General features: G+C 36.6%; 19 protein-coding genes and 2 pseudogenes. 18 read left to right on the top strand and 3 right to left on the bottom strand.

Going from position 1 to position 19,268, the window contains the following annotated elements:
* Positions 1-381: 381 nt before the first annotated feature.
* Complete coding sequence (locus GMJ66_RS06230) at positions 382-861, bottom strand: hypothetical protein (RefSeq protein WP_156289474.1); 480 nt, start codon at positions 859-861, stop codon at positions 382-384.
* A gap of 705 nt (positions 862-1,566) precedes the next feature.
* Here GMJ66_RS06230 and GMJ66_RS06225 point away from each other — a divergent pair.
* The 14 genes and pseudogenes from GMJ66_RS06225 (at position 1,567) to GMJ66_RS06155 (ending at position 11,174) form a co-directional block, all read left to right on the top strand.
* Positions 1,567-1,827, top strand: coding sequence for a metal-sensitive transcriptional regulator (locus tag GMJ66_RS06225; protein WP_156289473.1), 261 nt, complete (start codon positions 1,567-1,569; stop codon positions 1,825-1,827).
* Positions 1,828-2,035: 208 nt separating this feature from the next.
* The gene (locus GMJ66_RS06220; protein WP_156289472.1) at positions 2,036-2,587 is read left to right on the top strand and encodes a sulfurtransferase TusA family protein; all 552 of its coding nucleotides are present in this window, start codon (positions 2,036-2,038) and stop codon (positions 2,585-2,587) included.
* A gap of 12 nt (positions 2,588-2,599) precedes the next feature.
* Entirely contained in the window at positions 2,600-2,995 is a 396-nt protein-coding gene (locus GMJ66_RS06215; protein WP_156289471.1) for a DsrE/DsrF/DrsH-like family protein, read from the top strand.
* An 83-nt stretch (positions 2,996-3,078) separates the two neighbouring features.
* On the top strand, positions 3,079-4,206 hold the full coding sequence (locus tag GMJ66_RS06210; protein ID WP_156289470.1) for an MBL fold metallo-hydrolase: 1,128 nt from the start codon (positions 3,079-3,081) through the stop codon (positions 4,204-4,206).
* Between the two features lie 129 nt (positions 4,207-4,335).
* Entirely contained in the window at positions 4,336-4,563 is a 228-nt protein-coding gene (locus GMJ66_RS06205) for a sulfurtransferase TusA family protein (RefSeq protein WP_156289469.1), read from the top strand.
* A gap of 62 nt (positions 4,564-4,625) precedes the next feature.
* On the top strand, positions 4,626-5,408 hold the full coding sequence (locus GMJ66_RS06200; protein WP_156289468.1) for a sulfite exporter TauE/SafE family protein: 783 nt from the start codon (positions 4,626-4,628) through the stop codon (positions 5,406-5,408).
* A gap of 137 nt (positions 5,409-5,545) precedes the next feature.
* Positions 5,546-5,842 (top strand): rhodanese-like domain-containing protein, encoded by a 297-nt coding sequence (locus tag GMJ66_RS06195; protein WP_156289467.1) that lies wholly within the window; start codon positions 5,546-5,548, stop codon positions 5,840-5,842.
* 57 nt (positions 5,843-5,899) lie between these two features.
* The gene (locus GMJ66_RS06190) at positions 5,900-6,250 is read left to right on the top strand and encodes a rhodanese-like domain-containing protein (protein ID WP_156289466.1); all 351 of its coding nucleotides are present in this window, start codon (positions 5,900-5,902) and stop codon (positions 6,248-6,250) included.
* Positions 6,251-6,265: 15 nt separating this feature from the next.
* A complete protein-coding gene (locus GMJ66_RS06185) occupies positions 6,266-6,565 on the top strand; it encodes a rhodanese-like domain-containing protein (RefSeq protein WP_156289465.1) in 300 nt (99 codons plus the stop codon).
* A gap of 28 nt (positions 6,566-6,593) precedes the next feature.
* Positions 6,594-6,980 carry a DUF302 domain-containing protein gene (locus GMJ66_RS06180; RefSeq protein WP_156289464.1) on the top strand — a complete coding sequence of 129 codons (387 nt, stop codon included), beginning with the start codon at positions 6,594-6,596 and terminating at the stop codon, positions 6,978-6,980.
* Between the two features lie 60 nt (positions 6,981-7,040).
* Positions 7,041-7,466: pseudogene (locus GMJ66_RS21010) on the top strand (class I SAM-dependent methyltransferase).
* Between the two features lie 460 nt (positions 7,467-7,926).
* Positions 7,927-8,163, top strand: a complete 237-nt coding sequence (locus tag GMJ66_RS06165) for a glutaredoxin family protein (RefSeq protein ID WP_156289462.1) — start codon at positions 7,927-7,929, stop codon at positions 8,161-8,163.
* Between the two features lie 142 nt (positions 8,164-8,305).
* Positions 8,306-9,307, top strand: coding sequence for a DUF3231 family protein (locus tag GMJ66_RS06160; protein ID WP_156289461.1), 1,002 nt, complete (start codon positions 8,306-8,308; stop codon positions 9,305-9,307).
* 1,129 nt (positions 9,308-10,436) lie between these two features.
* Entirely contained in the window at positions 10,437-11,174 is a 738-nt protein-coding gene (locus GMJ66_RS06155; RefSeq protein ID WP_156289460.1) for an SDR family NAD(P)-dependent oxidoreductase, read from the top strand.
* A 1,115-nt stretch (positions 11,175-12,289) separates the two neighbouring features.
* On the opposite strand, the gene GMJ66_RS06150 is transcribed toward GMJ66_RS06155, so the two are convergent.
* The gene (locus tag GMJ66_RS06150; RefSeq protein WP_231514835.1) at positions 12,290-12,700 is read right to left on the bottom strand and encodes a zinc-binding dehydrogenase; all 411 of its coding nucleotides are present in this window, start codon (positions 12,698-12,700) and stop codon (positions 12,290-12,292) included.
* A 291-nt stretch (positions 12,701-12,991) separates the two neighbouring features.
* Here GMJ66_RS06150 and nhaC point away from each other — a divergent pair, with 291 nt between their 5' ends.
* Complete coding sequence (gene nhaC / locus GMJ66_RS06145) at positions 12,992-14,377, top strand: Na+/H+ antiporter NhaC (RefSeq protein ID WP_231514834.1); 1,386 nt, start codon at positions 12,992-12,994, stop codon at positions 14,375-14,377.
* A gap of 124 nt (positions 14,378-14,501) precedes the next feature.
* On the opposite strand, the pseudogene GMJ66_RS06140 reads toward nhaC, so the two are convergent.
* A pseudogene (locus GMJ66_RS06140) lies at positions 14,502-15,355 on the bottom strand (MBL fold metallo-hydrolase).
* Between the two features lie 244 nt (positions 15,356-15,599).
* Here GMJ66_RS06140 and GMJ66_RS06135 point away from each other — a divergent pair.
* From GMJ66_RS06135 to GMJ66_RS06125, 3 genes are all read left to right on the top strand, one after another.
* On the top strand, positions 15,600-16,676 hold the full coding sequence (locus GMJ66_RS06135) for a hypothetical protein (RefSeq protein WP_156289457.1): 1,077 nt from the start codon (positions 15,600-15,602) through the stop codon (positions 16,674-16,676).
* Positions 16,677-16,679: 3 nt separating this feature from the next.
* The gene (locus tag GMJ66_RS06130) at positions 16,680-17,903 is read left to right on the top strand and encodes an amidohydrolase family protein (RefSeq protein WP_197046620.1); all 1,224 of its coding nucleotides are present in this window, start codon (positions 16,680-16,682) and stop codon (positions 17,901-17,903) included.
* Positions 17,904-18,302: 399 nt separating this feature from the next.
* A complete protein-coding gene (locus tag GMJ66_RS06125; protein ID WP_156289455.1) occupies positions 18,303-18,782 on the top strand; it encodes a hypothetical protein in 480 nt (159 codons plus the stop codon).
* Positions 18,783-19,268: the final 486 nt, after the last annotated feature.

The raw sequence follows: 19,268 nt of genomic DNA, 5'->3' as shown, positions 1-19,268 counted from the left end.
GCTTTTTTATAATGGAAAAAAGATAGATTACTATCTTGAATTAAAGTAACCGTACCTTTTATGGATGAAAATACTGCTATATTCCCTTCAGAATTAGGGGATATTTTTCAATTTCTTCCAGTATAATTACTATACTTTTCTTGAAAGGATGTTTGAACCCCCGTATTATAACGCATTAACGATTTAGTATAATTGGTACTAACCAGAAAATGTATCGGATATCTGGTTTATGGAACGTGGAATGGACATAGCGACATTTTCACTACATCCACCTAAAAGGGTGATAAAGAGAAAAATAAGTAAATTATATTTTTTATAAAAATGCTGATTCTTTATAGGGGACGGACGTATCTATTACTTTATTATAGTATGTTCTTGTTTTTATCGTGAAAACAGAGAAGTAGTTATGATTTTTGAAAGTATTTTTAATGCTAAAGCACACATTGGGGTAGTAAATGGCATCAAAGCCAATGCATAAACTGGGGCGTATTTGAACATATCTACAATAATTTCCATCTGTCCTGATAAACTATTATTATGATTAAAATAGGAATAAACACCATTACCAATGGAAGCGGAAATAAATATGACTACAAAACCAGCTATTGCTGAATATAACCAAACCTGTTTTTTAGACATTTCCTTTTTGGATAATCGATGACCAAACCACATGAACAAAAATACAGTAGGTAATATAGAAATACTAACGGCCCAGAAATATATCCCGAAATCAAAATTAAGGGTTGCGCTAATAATTCCTCCATAAAAACCAAAGACTAGAATTTCAAGGATAGCACAGTTCAAAAGGTTGATTATTAGTCCAAATATAAGTCCAATCATTATTCCTTTTTTACTTTTCATAAAATCACCCCTTACACTACTTGCTCTTATTATAACAAAAAAGAGGCAGAAAATTTTAACTACCTGCACCCTTTAGATGGAAACAGTTTTTAAGTCTCCTTTCATTGACAAAATACCGCATGGGGTATATAGTGTTAGTTGTTTCAGGTGCTAAGGAGGAGTGAAAGTGTATTGATGAATTTGGTCTATATTTTATTAGGTATAACTATCTTAATAGTTATTTATAATAGATACGTTCCTGTTCTATGTATGTCCTATTTCGATATAAATGAGATAAATAAAGAAAGCGATAAGGTTGTACTAGATATTAGGGATTACAATGTTGCATATAAACACCCAGCAAAAGAAGCAATTAACATTCCAGTTGCTTATTTGAATAGATTTTACAAGGAAATACCTTATCAAACAGTACATCTAATATGTTCAAATGCTTTGGAAAAAAACGTTGGGACTCGAATATTACGAAAGAAAGGGTTCAAAGTAGTCAGTTACTCGCTATCTTCTGAAGAAAAGTAAGTTTTAATGAGAGTTATTACAAGTAAAAGCTAAAATATATAGAGAAGTATATATAAGTGAAGTAGAATTAAATGTTGACAATATACCAGACGGGGTATATAATCGATTTATTCAATCTCAAATACCTGGGTTCTAAATTAACTTGAATCAAGTAATTTTATTTTAATTATTAAGAATGGAGGTCCCACTATGGAATATGATGTTCAGACAAGAAATCGTTTAAAGCGAATTGAAGGTCAAATTAGAGGCGTCTTAAGAATGATGGATGAGGGCAAAGAGTGCAAAGACATCATTACTCAATTGTCTGCTAGTAGAACAGCAATTGATCGTACAATGGGTGTTTTAGTGAGCAGCAATTTAATAGAGTGTGTGAGAAACGCAGAAGAACAGGGAGAAAGTGGTGATGATTTGGTAAAGGAAGCTGTTAACATGCTTGTAAAAAGCAGGTAATAAGCTGAACATCTTTTTTTTAGAATAATATATACCCATACGTGTATATGAATGTGGATGATAAAAATCGATATAAGAAGGACTATAAAGACAGGTTAACCGGTCCAATCAATCTAATTCAGTGTGGACCGATGTACCTGTCCCTGTGGTCCTTCGGGTATAATGTTAATTTTTTTTAATAAAAATAATACCTCAGGGGGTAATGTGTATGATTAAAGCAAATCATCAACTAGATGCTAAAGGTTTTGCATGTCCAATGCCGATTGTGAAAACAAAAAAAGCAATCACCGAACTTGAAGAAGGTGAAGTATTGGAAGTTCTAGCAACGGACAAAGGATCCAAGGCGGATTTAGCTGCATGGGCAAGTTCTGTTGGACACCAATATTTAGGAACAGTGGAAGATGGCGATATCCTTTATCATTACATTCGCAAAGGTTCTAATGAGCCTGAAGTAGAAAAAAACTTCGAACACACTGTTTCACTTGAAGAAATTGAATCATGTAACGGCTTAATTTTAGACGTGCGTGAAGCGGCAGAATATGCATTTGGCCATATAGATGGTGCGAAATCCATTCCGATGGGAGAACTGGAATCTCGACTAGAGGAACTGGATAAAGAAGAAGAAATTTATGTGATCTGTCGTACAGGGAAACGCTCTGACTTGGCAGCACAACTTTTAGCTAACAATGGTTTTACAAAGGTTTATAACGTTCTACCAGGTATGAATGAGTGGAACGGTAACATAACAAAAGAAGTCTAGGAGGAATTTATAATGTCAGAAAAGGTAGCTATTATCGCAGCAAACGGTGGAATGTTTGATGCATACAAAGTATTCAATATCGCAACAGCGGCAGCAGCTTCAGATAAAGAGGTACAAATCTTCTTCACGTTTGAAGGACTAAACTTAATTCACAAGCAAGGGATGCACAACTTAGAAATGCCAGCAGGAAAAGAACATTTCGCGGAAGGTTTTGAAAAAGCGAATGTACCAAGTATTCCAGAATTAGTAAAAATGGCACAAGATTTAGGTGTAGAATTTATTGCATGTCAAATGACAATGGATGTTATGGGGCTTACAAAAGAAGATTTCATAGATGGAATCGAAGTTGGTGGAGCAGTAACATTCCTGGATTTTGCCAAAGATGCAGCACCAACCTTAACTTTCTAATTTGATTTGAAAACAATATGCAGTGGGGAAATTCTCCACTGCAAAAAAATCGACAATAATATACCTGGGGGGGTAATTAAAGGGTGACTGTAAACAAATGGACAGCAGCAAAAGTTGCCAGAAAAGTTATAAATAAGGAAGAGCTATTTATTTTAGACGTACGTAATCCAGATGCGTTTGAAGATTGGAAAATAGAAGGACATCAGTTTGAGTATTTAAATGTTCCTTACTTTGAATTATTAGATGGAGTGGAAGAAATTCTACCAAAACTTCCAACGGATAAGGATGTATTAGTGGTTTGTGCGAAAGAGGGATCCTCTGTCATGGTAGCGGAAATGCTATCGGAAGCTGGGCGTGAAGTAGCATACCTTGAAGGCGGAATGAAGGCTTGGAGTAGCTATCTTGAACCAGTTAAAGTTGCGGATTTAGAAAATGGTGGCGAGCTATACCAATTTGTTCGCCTCGGTAAAGGTTGCCTTTCTTATATGGTAATTTCTGAAGGTGAAGCGGCAATTATTGATGCAGTCCGTTTCACAGATGTCTTCACCAACTTTGCAAATGAAAAAGGTGTAAAAATCAAGCATGTATTTGATACACACCTGCATGCAGACCATATTTCAGGTGGACGCAACATCGCAGCTTCAACCGGTGCAACTTATTATCTGCCACCGAAAGATGCAACAGATGTAGTGTTTGATTACACACCCCTTACAGATGGGCTAAACGTGAAAATCGGTTCATCTCAAATAAATGTGAATGCACTTTACTCACCTGGCCATACCATTGGTTCCACTTCTTTTGTCGTTGACCACCAGTTCCTATTGACAGGGGATATTCTATTTATCGACTCCATTGGTCGACCGGACTTGGCAGGACTTGCGGAAGACTGGGTGGGAGACTTACGTGAAACCCTATATTCCCGTTACCGTGAACTAGCTGAAGACCTACTGGTGTTACCTGCACATTTCATGATCATAGATGAATTAAATGGAGATGGTACAGTAGCAAAACGACTAGGTGATCTATTTAAAGAAAATCATGGCTTAAATATCGAAGACGAAGCTGAATTCCGTCGTACGGTTACGGATAACTTACCACCACAACCAAATGCGTACGAACAAATCCGTCAAGTAAACATGGGTAAAATCACTCCAGACAATGACGAACAAACCGAAATGGAAATCGGACCAAATCGTTGTGCTGTACGGTAGATTATGCGTTAAGAATCCGTGATTTCGATTGATGATGCTAAAAAAAGTATGATAATCCAAGCTCTCAGTTAATCATTAACAAAAACAGCTTACTCATATAAAACAAAAATATAAAAAGGAGTCATTCACATGAACATTACAAAAACATTAGAAGCAAAAGGCTTAGCATGTCCAATGCCTATTGTTAAAACGAAAAGAGCAATGGACACGATTAACTCTGGTGAAGTATTAGAAGTACTTGTAACCGATAAAGGTGCACTAAACGATATCCCAGCATGGGCACAATCAGGTGGTCACAAAGTGTTAGAACAAAAAACAGAAGAAGATGTTCTATACTTCTATATTGAAAAAGCATAAGTAAAACCAAATAGCGAGTAGCCATACTACTCGCTATTCTAATTGAGAAAGAAGGTTAATCCATGGATTTAACATTTATCATTGCCATTTTTGCCATTGGCTTTATCGGTTCTTTTTTATCCGGTATGTTAGGTGTTGGCGGTTCCATCATTAAATATCCGATGCTATTATATATTCCTCCTCTATTTGGTCTTGTAGCATTTACCGCCCATGAAGTTTCGGGAATTAGTGCGGTCCAAGTATTGTTTGCTTCCATCGCTGGCGTATGGGCATATCGTAAAGGCGGATACCTAAACAAACAACTCATCATCTATATGGGTGGAGCAATTTTACTTGGTAGCTTAATCGGTAGTTACGGATCTAGCTTTTTATCGGAACAAGCGGTGAATGTCGTGTATGGTATTCTTGCTATCATTGCTGCAGTGATGATGTTTGTACCGAAAAAACAAGTAGATGATGATAAGCCACTAAATGAAGTGACATTTAATAAGCCACTGGCAGCAATATTAGCGTTAATTGTTGGAATAGGATCTGGAATAGTTGGCGCAGCAGGAGGATTTTTACTCGTACCGATCATGTTAACGGTCTTACACATACCAACTCGCATGACGATTGCAACAAGCTTAGCAGTAACCTTTATTTCATCCATTGGAGGAAGTGTTGGGAAACTCGTAACTGGTCAAGTAGATTATGGGCCTGCACTGATTATGATTATAGCAAGTTTACTAGCTGCACCACTTGGAGCAAAAGTGGGTAAGAAAATGAATACAAGCATTTTACAAGTTATTTTAGCACTTATGATTGCGGGTACTGCAGTGAAGATTTGGATGGATATTTTAGTGTAGTAGACAGTTATAAAATGATATAGTGCCTATATATTTATTAGGGAAGAGTAGATAAGTTCAGCAAATTCGTGTGAAAAGAGCCTTTTAAATAAAAACATACCTACTTCGGTATATTAAAATATTTGGAGGTATTGGTCATGAAAGAGATTACAGCAAAGGAATTAGAACAAAAACTAACTTCAGGAGAAAAATTGAACATTATCGATGTTAGAGAAGATGTGGAAGTAGGTACAGGAAAAATCCCAGGTGTAAAACATATTCCGCTAGGTCAACTTCCAGAACGCTTAGAAGAATTAGATAAAAATGAACATTATCACATGGTATGTCGTTCAGGTGCTAGAAGCGGTAATGCATGTCAGTTCCTCAATCAAAATGGTTATCAGGTAACGAATATGGTAGGTGGCATGCTGGATTGGGAAGGAGAATTGGAGTAAATACTTCATCACTTTTTATAAGAAAAAATATTTATGAGGGAGTAGTGAACGAATAAGATGGAATGGATTCCTATAGTTTTCATTATTGCGTTTTTTTTTAATCGTTTTATGCCAATAAAAGGTATCACGAATATTACTGTTCAAGAAGCTAAAAATAAATTTAAGGATAATCATGTGCAATTTATTGATGTCCGTACACCTGGTGAATATAAAGTTAATCACCGCAAGCCTTTTAAAAATATTCCTCTTTCTAATCTGTCGAGTAAAGTGGATACATTAGATAAGGAAAAAGAATTGGTTGTCATCTGTCAAAGTGGAATGAGAAGTGCAAAAGCAGCAAAAATGCTCAAAAAACAAGGCTTTCAAAAGATCTACAATGTAAAAGGCGGCATGAGTGCTTGGATGTAAGAAAGGATGACGATCATGGTAAAACAAGTAACACCTGAAGAAGTAGCTATACGTCTTCAGAATGGTGAAGAAGTAACGGTTATTGATGTTCGTGAAAGTAGGGAAGTAGCAACAGGTAAAATTCCTGGTGCAAAGCATATCCCATTAGGTCAGATTGCATTGAGAAAGAGTGAACTGGATAAGGATAAAAGTTATATTATTACTTGCCAATCTGGTAACCGAAGTAAGGCTGCTTGTGGAATCCTAGAGGCGCTAGGATATAAAGTAGAGGATATGATTGGCGGAATGAATAACTGGAAAAACATAACGGAATAAAACTTGATTCTAAAGGAGTGAACGAAAGATGTTTCATTACACAATGGAAACGAGCAAATCGATAAAAGATGCCATCGATTCACTTGAAGGAAATTTAAAGGAAGAAAAGTTTGGTGTTCAATGGCAATTCGATATTAAGGAAACATTAGAAAATAAAGGATTTGAACTGGAACACCCGTTTATTGTTTTAGAGGTCTGTAATGCAAAAGAAGCAGAGCGTGTGTTGTCGGGTAACCAATTAGTTGGTTATTTTCTTCCATGTAAAATTGTTATTTACGAGGACAATGAAGGAAAAACGAAAATCGGCCTTCCAAAACCAAGTGCTTTAATTCAAATGGTGGAGGATGAATCATTGAAAGAAATAGCTATTGATATTGAAAATCGACTGATTACTACCATTGATAAAAGCAAGTAATGAAAAAGCTTGAAGACCAAGGAAAATAGATGTAAAACTTTGCGGAAGGGTGTGTTTTGGATGAGTGGGCATGGTCAACGATTTAATCCTGAAAAAGCTAGTAAATTATTGGATCCAAGCAGGAAAAAAATTATTGACCCTTTAGAAGTAATAAAAATGATTGGGCTAAGTAGAGAAGATACTGTAGCAGACCTAGGTGCTGGGAATGGCTATTTTTCCATTCCTATTGCGGAGTATACCAATCAAACGGTCTATGCGGTTGATATTGAGCCTAAAATGTTCCATTCTTTACAAGAAAATGCAAAGGCATTAGGTATTAAGAATATTACGTAGATTGAATCGAATCTTGAAAATATATCTATCCATGATCATGAAATCGATAAAATACTGATTGCTTTTGTGGTTCACGAGGTTCCTAACCGAATAAAATTATACCATGAACTGAAGAGATTGCTTAAACAAGATGGTAAGGTGTTAATTATTTAATGGCAAGCGGTAGAGTCAGATATAGGAGCGCCTCTAAAAGAAAGAATACCATCGGGAGATTTAAAGAAAGAGCTAGTAGAACAAGGATTTCATGCAGAAGTTATCAACCTTAATCATGATGTGTATGCAATTGAAGTTGCTCGTTGAAAAGAGAAAAAATTTTATAGTAAATAATAATATCGTTTATATAACGACAACTTGTCCTTACTACACGATGCTAAAAGGATTTTTATTACGTGATTAACTGGCTGTAAGCACCTTAATGAAAAGAAAGGGGAACTAATTCGTTTCCCTCTTTCATTATGGCTGTTTTCAAGGATAACTTTTGGACTGGGAAAGAATTTTATGTAATGCCCAGAGCCTGATTTTGTTGAGCCAAGAGCTTTGCTACATAACAAAAACTATGGGAATAGAGCATAGTAACAAGCTACAGTCTAAAATAATAAAGGGAAGTATATCAATGAATCAATCCGTAACAGTATATATAACAACGCTATGTCCGGTATGTGGGATGGTGAAGAATTTTCTGCATATATTTGAAATTACTTATAAAGAAGTGAATGTAGATACAAATCCTATAGCATTGATGAAACTAATTGGTAAAACGAGAAAATTAACAGTGTCACAAACGAATGTAAATGGGAAATGGATTTCTGGGTTTGACCCTGAAAAAATGTTGAAAGCGCTAAATAAATAAAAGGAAATAAAGGCCAGCCTGTTTGGGTATTCTAAGGAAATAATCTAAACTTCTCTTTACAAAGAACCGATAATAAATCTCAAAGTTTAGGGAATACTAAAGACTACTCAAACATTGGATAAATATTAGGGAGGAATATTACATGCCCGAAAAACCCGGACTTACTTCATCAGAACTTGGTACGTTATGGCTAACTTATCAACAAAAAACGATGATTCTAAGGATGTTGGAATATTTCATAGAGAAAGCTGATGACGAAAAGGCAAAAAACATAATGGTTGACTTATACGATGAAATTGACCCATATGTAGAGAAAATAACAGTAATTTTCCAAAATGAAGGAGCTGCAATACCAGTTGGGTTTACTTCCGAGGATGTCAACAAAGGGGTACCTAAACTATACGACAATGGTTTCGACATTATGTTCATTCGCTTGATAAAGGAAATTAGTATGGCCCTGCATACACTAAATATTACCATGGCATCTCGTGAAGACATAATTATGATTTTTAAAGATCTAACTGCTATTACGCAAAAATATTACAATGCTTGTACACAATATCTAATTGAAAAAGGAATGCATGCTCGGCCTCCTTATGTTTCAATGCCTAAGAAGGTTGAGTTTATTTCAGATACTTCTTATTTAAGAGGAGGACTTAATCCACTAACCAGAAAGCGAACAATGAATACAGTAGAAGTTGCAAATATGTTCCATGCTATTGAAACAAATATTACTGGATTCCAAATGATTACTGGTTTTGCTCAATGTGCTAATTCACCTGAAGTGAAAAAATACTTCACTAAAGGAGGAGAAATTGCTAAAAGTACAATTAAGGAACTTAACGAAGTCTTTCTCGAAGACGGTATTCAAACACCTGCTGTATCAGGTGGCAATCCTACACGTTCAACAGTGGCTCCATTTTCTGATAAACTAATGATGTATTGTACAAGCCTTTTCTGTAGCTTTGCAATTGGAGGTAATTCTCTAGGAACCGCCTTTAGTTTGCGAAATGATTTGTCGGTTAAAGCTGGTGTTTTTATAAAGGATATCTTTGAATATGCCCATGAGGGGGCGAAAATTATGATTAGGAACGGATGGATGGAAGAACTGCCTCCAATGGAAGAACGAGAAAAACTTATATAAACATACTGCTTAGTTAGAGGAAAAGAATTAGGAAAAGGAAAAGCTGTTTTTTTGTTAAAAAACCAAAGCACCGGTAATTTAATATGTAAAGAAGAAACTCACATAAGAAGTCTATACAGATCGATTCTTGTGTGTTTTCTTTTTTATGTGATCTTTGCCAAAAATATGTACCTATTGTGGAAGACTGATTTTATTGAAAATAGTCAGTCAAAGTTGTATAACAATTTGGATTTAAAAATGTATGAAGTGTAAACAGTCCATCCATCATTAGTACATTTTTTGTCATTAAATGGTATGTAAAAACCATATCAAGGATGTATTTTTCATTGACTGTAATCATGTAGCTGTTTAATTGGTGTATATCGAGTGAAATACTATTAATAATGTTAAAATATTTATAAGGAAATAATTGACTATGAAAATATACCATAGGGACAGGTTTACCGGGCTCATCAGTCTAACTCAGAATGGACCAGGGTACCTGTCCCTGTGGTTCTTTCCTTACAGAAAAATAGTAACTGCAGAGTAAATGAATAACAGGGACATAATGAACCGAAATGGCTTGTCATACTTGGCAAAGTAATTTCTGAATAACGAGCCAAACCCTGACCACAAAAGCAATGCTAACCAGCCTATAATAATTGCTAAGGTTACATAGAAAACAATGGATCTAATAGAATGATTGAATGGTAGAATAAAAGCACTCATTAGGGTTAAAAAGAACAAAATGCTTTTAACATTTATTATTTGAAAAATAAAACCGGATAAAAAAGAAGATTTTACTTCACTAAAATTCTCCTTGGAGGATTTGGAAGCCCGACCTGCCAAGCCAGATAGAGTAGATATACTGCACCAGCTATTTTCAAAGTTAACAATGATGTGCTTGTCTCCATGTCAACTGGTAGGTTGTTAATCGTTTCAAATACCGTTTGTGGAAATCTAGTACGTAATTCTGGTAAGGTAGCCTTTTATTTAATATTTATAGACATTTTTTCATTTCATGTCTATTTTTTACATACTGAATAAAAGATTGATTATTGGTTAACTTTAACTATGAGTGTAAAATTATAGTATGAGCCACTTAGATTTAAATGGTTATATATTACTATTATACTGGAGGAATCGAATTTTGGGAAAACTACAAGATAAAGTAGCTATCATCACTGGTGGTGTTTCTGGGATCGGTGCTGCAACAGCGCGTCTATTTGTTGCAGAAGGAGCTAAGGTTGTTCTAGTGGATATGAACGAAGAAAAAGGTGCAGCTTTTGAGGAGGAATTGAAATCCCAAGGGGCAGAGGCTCTTTTCATAAAAGCAGACGTAACCAATGAAGAACAGGTACAAAATATATTTAAAACAACTGTTTCTGATTTTGGTAAAGTGGATATTTTATTTAATAATGCTGGAATTGGTGCTGTAAAACCAACAGAAGAATTAACTTATGCAGAATGGAGAAAAACGGTAGAAGTTGATTTAGATGGCGTATTCTTGGTTGCACAAGCAGCAATCAAAGAATTCCTGAAAGCTGGTAGTGGTGTAATCGTCAATACAGCTTCCATGTATGGGTGGGTTGGATCACCTGGAAGTGCAGCATATAACGCAGCAAAAGCGGGTGTAATTAACTTAAGTCGTTCACTCGGGTTAGAATATGCAGAACGTAATATCCGTGTCAATGCTTTATGTCCAGGATTTATTGAAACACCAATTTTAGGGGATACGGACAGAGAGTTTTTGACCAACGCTACACCTATGAAACGGCTAGGAAAACCAGAAGAAATGGCAAAAGCTGTCTTATTTATGGCAAGTGCTGATTCTTCATTCATGACTGGAAATAGCTTAATCGTAGACGGTGGATATACAGCACAATAATGAAAAGTTTGTTTATACTTAGCTACGTAATTAACTTTAATGATAGCTGTGTGGATACCACCCTGAAATGATGGTATTCCATTCTTGCATAAAAATTCGTTCGTTTGAACATAGTTAGAATCCTCATAAATGTTGTTACATCAACATTTGTGAGGATTTCTTATTTTATCACGTGATTAACTAGGTGTAAGGCATTAACCTTATACTCAAAGATTAAAAAGGAATATAAATTAGTTCGGGATGTAAAAGTAACTGTCATCTTGGCATTTCTATATATCGAAACGAGACAGTTTAGTCAATAAACCACTATAAACAATAAAGAGAGAAACGAATATACCAACGACAAATAAGGAATTTTCACTCGAACCACGTGAAGAATTGCTCAGAGTATTGATCAAAAAAGCATCAACCGACTTTATGAATGAGTGTTCTACGAAAAGTCCTAAAGGTCACAGAAGCGTTTGTTGTATTCCTTCGTTCGACAAAATTCGGGAAGTGACAGGCACCTTGAATTAAGGTGCCCAAGTAGTATGGGAATCAACGAATAGGTCACGTAGAAGTGTTCTAGGTGCCCGAGCGAGCATGGACTTAATCTGAAAAGGTAACGTAGAGGTGTTCTAGGTGCCCGAATGAGCATGGGAATCATGAAAAGGTAACGTAGAGGTATTCTAGGTGCCCGAATGAGCATGGGAATCAATGAAAAGGTAACGTAGAGGTGTTCTAGGTGCCCGAATGAGCATGGGAATTAATGAAAAGGTAACGTAGAGGTGATCTAGGTGCCCGAATGAACTTGGGAATCAACAAAAAGGTCATGTAGAGGTGTTCTAGGTGCCCGAATGAACTTGGGAATCAATTAAAGGTAACGTAGAAGTGTTCTAGGTGCCCGAATGAACTTGGGAATCAACGAAAAGGTAACGTAGAAGTGTTCTAGGTGCGTACACTATCCCATCAATCCTATAATAGTGGGACGAGGAACCTGTCACTCCAGGATTTCGAGCGACACCCGTCCGAAGTCGAGCGATCGGAACCCCAAATCGAGCGACACCCGCCCGAAGTCGCGCGATCAGAACTCCAAATCGGGCGATAGCCGCCCGTAAAAATGGAAAATTTCAGCGTTAGAAAGAAATGACAATTTTTCCTCTTGCATGGTGGGTTTCGCTTAATGCGTGCGCATCCCGAATTCCTTTTTCGGAAAATGGAAATACTTCGCCAATGCAGGCTTTTACTGCACCACTTTCTAAAAGTTCACCAATCTCACTAAGCTGTTTGCCATTTGGATTTAGCCAGAGAAATTCCGCTTGGGCACCGTATTTCTCTGCCTCCTCTTTATTTGGATCCTGGGTGATGGAAACAAGTCTTCCACCCTTTTTTAGTATCTGATAACTTTTTGACTGAATATCGCCACCTATTGTATCGAATACGGCATCAAAATCACGAAGCTTTTCTTCAAAAGGAGTTGTTTTGTAATTGATTACTTCACCTGCTCCAAGTTTATATAGAAAATCTTTCGAAAGGTGAAATGACAATGTATAGAAACTTTGATCGAACTTCCTACTTATGCTTTTATATATTTGATTCTCCCTTTAGGAACATAATTCTTCAATTAAGTTTTGCATAAAAAAAGGAACAACAATTAATGAAACAACTACCCTATCCTATGGCTTCTAGATCACTCGACAAAAATTGACAAAAACCGGGAAGTGACAGGCACCTTAAAGACTCTTTTTTACTATGCACTTATAAAATCCATCCTTATAAGCATAATAGAAAAGGATATGCAGGATACTTAAATGACAGGCAAAAAGGGGAATGATCTATTGAAATATGATAATGTTAAAAAACCAACCTTCTTATATGCGTTATGGATGTTAGTTTCAGCTATTATAATTGTATCGATTGGGTTAATTGTATTTGAGGCACCAATTCAAATTTTGATGTTTATTAGTATGATTACGTTAATCCCATTTATGTTAGGGTTAGGCTACACGTATAAACAAGTAAGAAAAGCAATGATATCTTCCATGAGTAAAGCCTTGCATCCTGGTATTATTCTTTTATCGGTCGGTATTTTAATCGGTGCCTGGATAGCCTCGGGTACTGTCCCTACTTTAATTTATTATGGTCTTGAAACGATTTCCCCTCGATTCTTTTTAGTAACAACCTTATTATTTTGTTCCATTGTATCGGTGGCTACCGGAACTTCATGGGGGACGATTGGTACTGCTGGGATAGCCATGATGGGGATTGGTACAAGTTTAGGCATCCCAATGGGAATAACTGCAGGTGCAATTATTAGTGGAGCATATTTTGGGGATAAAATGTCCCCTCTTTCAGATACGACTAACTTAACACCAACTGTTACAGGTGGAAACCTATTGACTCATATTAAACATATGCTGTGGACAACGGTCCCTGCTTATCTTATTTCTGCAGTAATATTTACCTTTATTGGACTCCAATACAGTGGTGTTGCAGATGCAGGAAATGTAAGCGCATTAACAGTTTATTTAAGCGAAACGTTTCATTTAGGGATCATACCACTCATTCCTATTGTGGTTTTAATTGCCTTGTTGTTAAATAAGAAACCACCGATAACATCTATTTTCATTGCTTCCGCAGTAGGTGCTCTTGTAGCTATCTTCTATCAGCAATTCGGAATATCAAGAACGTTAAATATTTTATATAGTGGTTATGAGGTGGAATCTGGAATTGAAATTGTCGATAGTTTACTGCAACGTGGTGGTTTAACGAGTATGCTAGAACTTATTGTGCTGTTCTTATTTGCACTGGGTCTAGGTGGCATGCTTGCTGAAACTGGAGTATTGGAGGCATTAATTGCTTCGTTTGCGGATAATATTCAACACACTGGGACTTTAGTTCTTGTAACGATCATTGTAAGTTATGCAACACTTGCTATCGGTGGATCCATTTACTTTTCCTCTGTCATGAGTGGTACGCTAATGAAACCGATTTTCGATAGATTATACCTTAGACCTGAAAATCTTTCCCGGGTGATTGAAGACTCGAGTACACAGGGTGGTGCCTTAATACCTTGGACAGGTAGTGGTATTTACACAGCGACGACACTTGGTGTGGCAACTGGTACATATTTACCGTTTTGTTTCTTAGCTCTCATTACGCCGTTAGTTTCTCTATTTTACGGTATTACCGGATTAACAATGACTAAGTATGAAGAATCATAATGCGGTATTTAGGAATGAAAGAGAGCAATTTATAATAAGCCCCCCCAAGGGTAATCACCTTGGGGGCTTATAAGATTGCTTTTATTGTAGTGTACTTCAAATGTCCATTTTTAATGGGGAATGATTAATAATACAGATATCCATTCACAAAGTACCCGATAATTTCTAAATCTTCTTCCGTTAACGCACGGTGGAAATGCGAGGTCATCTCTGTTGTTATTTTCTCTTGATTGCCTTTATATTTTTTCGTTAATCTAGCGCTTGTCTTCAATAATGAAACAAAGCTAGTAAATTCGTCCTTTGTCAAAGGTGCTGGATGATGAGATAGGAAGTAGGTTTCCGCATCATATTTTTCAATTTTCTCTAAAAGTTCACTCATTTTTTCAATGGTATAATGCCATTTTTCTGCGTACATATTTGCATAGAGGCAGTCACCAAGAAATAGCGCTTTTTCCCCGGTATATAGAGGAGATTCGAGTCAGTTGAATGATCTCCACCAACGTGTTCCATGATACAGGTAACTCCGCCGAGATTCAGTTTTATTTGCTTTTCAAAAATGATAGTGGGATCTGGTATGGTAATTTCTCGCTTCCTTCCAAGCTCTAGCTTTATCGCATCGGCACAAAACGGAATTTCAATCCCTGCTTTGACACGTTCATCCAACTTCTTGTCTTCCCATGATAACTCCTGTAGTTCCTTTATTTTATCATAGGTCATGAAATTGGTGATGGAAGACATGTCCATTTCACTTAAGCCAAATACGTGATCCCAATGCCAATGTGTAAGAGCCACCATATCTCCAAAAATATGATAGGAAGCTAATTGCTCTTTAAATAGTTTAGCATGACTAGAAGAATTTCCAGCATCAATCAAAAGTGTCTGATTGTCCCCTACAACAGCAGCTAATATTGGACGATCTGTTTTTTTATATGGAGGCAGGTAGAAGAGTCGATTGGAAAGCTTTTCTAATGTTTGCATGTATTTGTACTCCTTTAAGACAGTTGGTATTGTTCATTATATCACCAATGATTGTGGTGACAAACATTGGTGGAAGTGTTTACCGGGGATAGAGGGCAGGTGCACCGCCCGGTAATTACCTGTTAATAGTAGACAATTCACCTGTAACTGCGTCCACGCTGTTTGACTAATCTCTATTACATAGGCATTCACACAAATTCCATCCATTCATATTCTATAGATATATTGTACAGGAGGGATAGGGATGGAAAAAATACCCCAAAACCGTACGAAGTGGAAAATTTATGAAGTAATTGGTGTTTTGATTGTTTTCACCGCTCTTGTACTGCTTTTCCTTGCACCAGATTCACTTTCACAATTATTTGACACGATTATCAAAGAAGTGACACCAGTAGTTGTTGACACCTTTTTGACAAGTGAAGTTGGGATTGCAGTTATTGTCAGTGTGATCATTGGCCGTATCTTAGAACGTCTTGGTTTTACGGATGGGTTAATTCGTCTCATGGTTCCTATTATGCAGCTTTTTAAAATTAATCCTGCCGTTATCATACCGAGTGCCTATAATATTCTTGGTGATATTAATGCCGCTGGTAAAATCGCGGGACCAATCCTTGTTAAAGCAAAAGCAACAAAGGCAGAGCAAAAGATAGCTGTTGCAACGATGATTCAATCACCACAGTCCTTTGCCACCTTTGTCTTGGGTCTTATCGCTTTATCTATATTTGGTATCAATGCTTTCCTACTCGTTCTCTTATCCATATTTGCACCATTAATACTTGTTCCTTTTATTCTATCAAGAACGATTTATCGAGACACAAAGAAAGTTACACTTCACGAATTACCACGATTCACACCAAATACAACTTTTTTAAACACCACTTTTTCATCTGCTAAAGAAGGAACGAGTTTACTGCTCCTCGTTATTATTCCTGCAGTTACGGTTATATTTATTTTAATTGGTATTTTAAAATTCTCTGGAGTATGGGATCCTATTGAAACAAGTATGGCCTCTGTATTTACCTTGTTAAGTATCGAACCAGTCTCTGGAATTGTTTCCTTTCTAATTGCACCTACATTAGCAGTAGCCCAAATGGGCGATTTCGTTACGACCATTGATCCTCGTCTCATTGTTGGTGGCTTTGTACTTGCAAACTCTGGTCTTCCAATCTATGTGATTGTTGGTCAGATACCAGCGACCTGGGCAGAAACATCCGATTTACGAGAGCTTGAAGTTATCTATGCGGCACTAGTTGGAATCGTTATACGGATTGCTACGGCTTGTGTACTAGGTTATTTCCTAACTCCTTTCTTGGTGGTGTGAATGATGAATCATATCTATATGATACGTGCTAAGAAATTAGTTACTGTATCGGATGTTGGGACGATTGATGACGGTGCAATGGTCATTAAAGATGGGAAAATCCAATCAGTTGGAACATGGCAACAGTTACGGAATCAACATCCAACCATCGAGGTCAAAGATTATTCCAATTACGCTTTGACACCATCCTTCGTCGATTGTCACACTCATTTATTAGAATTTGCCCCATCTTCTCTATATCCAATTACGAATGAGACACAGGCACTTGCTGGTAAATCCTTACTATTAAAGGCTTTGACATCTGGCATAACTGCCCTTGGTGAACAAGTTTGTGGGCATCCGAAGAGTACATTTTCAATCGATGATTACCGAAAGATTGTCAAAGATATCCCGATGCATGTATCCTTTGCCGCAACAAGCATATCGATTGGATTTGAGAAGTTGGCCCATTTCACAGCAATAACCATGGCAAAGCCTGTAAAACAAACTGATTTAGTGGATAATCATATTGTTAATGAGTTATCAGTGCAATCAGAATACCCAGGTGAAAATCTATTTATCAATGCCACACCGGCAAACTTTACGAAAGATGCTGTACCACGATCAGGAGAGATTATATATACTTTTAATGAATTGAAACACATTGTAGATCGTTTCCATAAGCAAGGTAAACAAATTGGTGTTCATGTTGCGGGTGAGGAAGCTATTCAAATGACATTACGTGCTGGCGTGGATGTTTTACATCATGCACATGGAATGATGAACAAACAAATGAAACAAGCAAAAGCACAAGGTACAAAAATTGTTGCAACTCCCATGGGCGGAACACATATAGAACCTAATTCGCCGGAAAATATCTTAGAATTGGTCAACAACGATATTGAGGTTTCCATTGCAACGGATGCATACTTGCCACCCTTTCCAAATGTTAGCTGGTTGCCATTTTCCAATCAATCTTTACAAGGTCCAGATGTTCTCATGAAAATTGCGGAACCAGCAATGAAACTTCTGGTGAAAAATGGATATAACGAGAATCAAGTACTCGCATTAATTACAAAAAATCCAGCAGCGATTTTGGGAAAGGAAGACCGATTTGGAAAACTTGATCGTGGTATGGATGCTAATTTTCTCATTGCAGATGGTATTCCAGGAATTGATATTAACGATGTTGAGGATATTAAAGTGGTCTATTTTCGTGGGAAGGAGGTTGTGAGTAGGATGAATTAATTATAGAAATGGAGTAATGGCTTGAAAAAAGTGAAAAAGGTCAGTCCACCATGTCCCTAAGATTAATGGGTTAAAGAACTTATTGAAATTAAAATTTAATAAGAAAGATGGAATGGATTATCAAACAACAGAAAGAGGTATTCGGGGATTACAGTTTGATACGGAAGAAAGGAATCAAGTGACAAGCCTTCTTCCCCGTCTTGACATGTCTTTTCCTTCCTTTCTTAGGTTATTTATGATTAATTTATTCATATTTTCATTTTGGAAAAGTCACTTATCCGAGGGAAACAGTCTATATTATTTAACCTAAAACAGACTGAAGACATGGAACATACACCTAATTGAGTACCAAGTCATACATATAATATGTAGTTTCTATTTTATAAAGGAGATGATTTTTTGTATCCGTATTTTTACCGTCAAGTGAATAACTGGAATCCGGTATTAAATTTGTTACAACAAAGTTTGTATGCGGAAGAAATGGTATGTGCAATGAGTAGTGAGTTTTACCATATCCCAGAAACCCAAGATTTACAAGGAAATAATGAAATGCATAATCATTTAGTGCCAGCCTCTTATCATCGTATTACAGCGGTTGGTTCGGCGCAGCGGCTTTCCGTTGGAGAAGAGCAGCAATCGATTATTGATACCATGACGGCATGTATCTTAAATGCGGAAAACCAGGATAAAAAAGTACGTGAAGGATTAAATATCATGTTGGAAAATGCTAGTCCTGAATATAAACAGGTTATACAAGTAATCATTCAATGGCAAGGACAAGCAGAAACAAGTTTATCTCAAGCAAAAGAAGCTTTAAAATCGATGGGAATTTCCTTTTCGAGTGGAAGTGGACAGCAGAGTGAGAGTAGTTACTATTAATATTTTTGTTAGGCTGTTGCTTACTGACAAAGCAACAGCTCAATTTTATTCCCTTGAAATTAAGAATGGTATAGAAAGATATGAATGTTCTTATTTTCATCCATAGCAGCCAATAAGATGTCTTTTAACTGAACATTGCTATATGTAGCTTGAAGTTTGTCTAAGGGTGGAATTTCACGTATGCTTACTCGCTTTGAGCAAGAAGGATTAGCTGACCTTCCAAACGTCTATTCTCAATGATTGCTTAACAGAAGAGGAGAAAAAATATTATATCAGCTTATGACGAAGCTACAAAAATATCTCAATAAGTTATTGGTTAATTACTTTGACAGTAGGCCGCTCAAAGAGCAATTTATAAAGAAAAAGAAGAAATGCTTTGAGGAAAAGAAGATGAGTAAAATAGGTAAACGTCGAGAGGTATGGCCTACTTCCCTAAGTAAATGAAAAAAGAAGGTCAGTGGTTAGTGTAAATGATTTATAATCACA

Origin of the sequence: Oceanobacillus salinisoli, assembly GCF_009733865.1 — a bacterium.
GTDB classification, from domain to species: domain Bacteria; phylum Bacillota; class Bacilli; order Bacillales; family Amphibacillaceae; genus Oceanobacillus; species Oceanobacillus salinisoli.
This window is presented reverse-complemented; position numbering and strand designations above follow the sequence as displayed.